The organism is Streptomyces vastus, assembly GCF_039532825.1.
GTDB lineage: Bacteria > Actinomycetota > Actinomycetes > Streptomycetales > Streptomycetaceae > Streptomyces > Streptomyces vastus.
Genome location: NZ_BAAASJ010000074.1, coordinates 1 through 560 on the forward strand (window position 1 = coordinate 1; position 560 = coordinate 560).

Sequence of the window (560 nt, forward strand, 5' to 3'; positions counted from 1 at the left end):
ATCCGAAGCGGACATCCAGCCAGCCTCCCCTTTCCGGCGATTCAGGAAGTCTCTCTAGGAATCCCAGTACCTCGGGTGCCGCCCGCTCGAGGAGAATTGATTCTTCGCAGTCCCACTCGCGTTCGTGGAACTTTGCGGGCTCGTTCAGAATGAGTGTGTACACACTCTTCCCGGCGGCCACGACCGCGCATGCTTCCGCTTCACCCAGGGGATTTCCGGCTTCTTCTGCGCGCCGACGGAGTTCTGAAAGGTGTTTTTCAAGGTGCCGCTGAAACGCGATGACATCCTCGTCGTCTTCCCCCAGAAGCAGCTCGTGGAGTTCATGGACGGATGCCTCGTCGGCGCATCCTTCCAGTTCGTCGATGGCGGCCCAGAACTGGGATTCTTTCACGGTTCGTTCCTCTCAGATGTCCGTGGGGGTGCCCCGGCGAGCCGGGGCACCCCCGTTCAAGTCCGTCGGATCAGCGGCAGCTCTTCAGCTGCCCGGGCGGGCAGTGTCCGTGGTGAGCAACGTATTTCGTGATCTTCATGGCTTCCCACATTCGGGCGTTGTACCACCC

At 60.7% G+C, this 560-nt stretch carries 1 protein-coding gene; it reads right to left on the reverse strand.

Annotation, left to right across the window (positions count from 1 at the left end):
- A partial coding sequence (locus ABD357_RS27280) for a DUF4240 domain-containing protein (RefSeq protein ID WP_486389233.1) occupies positions 1-391 on the reverse strand: 391 nt, incomplete at its 3' end.
- Between the last annotated feature and the right edge of the window lie 169 nt (positions 392-560).